Origin of the sequence: Methanoculleus sp. MH98A (genome assembly GCF_000691865.1) — an archaeon.
In the GTDB taxonomy this organism is placed as follows: Archaea; Halobacteriota; Methanomicrobia; order Methanomicrobiales; family Methanoculleaceae; genus Methanoculleus.
The window spans coordinates 1-574 of record NZ_JMIO01000211.1; the positions used below are offsets into that span (position 1 = coordinate 1).

At 47.2% G+C, this 574-nt stretch carries 1 protein-coding gene; it reads left to right on the forward strand.

What is annotated here, in order from left to right; genetic code table 11:
- Window positions 1-45: 45 nt before the first annotated feature.
- The coding region (locus EI28_RS12600) for an NYN domain-containing protein (RefSeq protein ID WP_231476846.1) at window positions 46-574 on the forward strand (529 nt) is incomplete at its 3' end.

Consider the following 574-nt stretch of genomic DNA (forward strand, 5'->3'; position numbering starts at 1 on the left):
GCGGACTGGTCACAGGAAATAGTTCGCCAATACGAGAGGAAATTGGTGAAACATGGCTTCGAGATGAGACACCTCCCGCAGACCAGCTTCCAGGGAAAAAACGGAGTTGACCTGCAGCTTGCAATCGATCTGCTGGAGGATATGCAAATGTTCCCAATAATCGACGTTTTCATACTCGGTTCCGGTGATACTGATTTCATCCCTCTTATCCGTCGGGTGCTTTCACGCGGCAAGCGAGTATACGTCATTGGATTCGATAATTCAGTGGGAACCGTAATAAAAGAAAACTGCACGGGATACAAATCGCTTGAGGAATTATTGGGCATCGACGAAGATGTTACTGAGGATACCGAATTGGCGGCAAACCGGCCACTAGATGAAGATATCAACAAATTTTCGGGACGGGAGTTACTCATCCGGTTTATCAAGAACCGCTCATCCGAGGAACCCATACTGCTGTCCCAGCTCAAGCCACAGCTCATCCGGCTGCAACCGTCTTTTTCTGAAAAGCAACTTGGATTTTCTTCATTCAAACAGTTCATCGAATCCTTGATAGAAGATGTCGTCGAGAAGG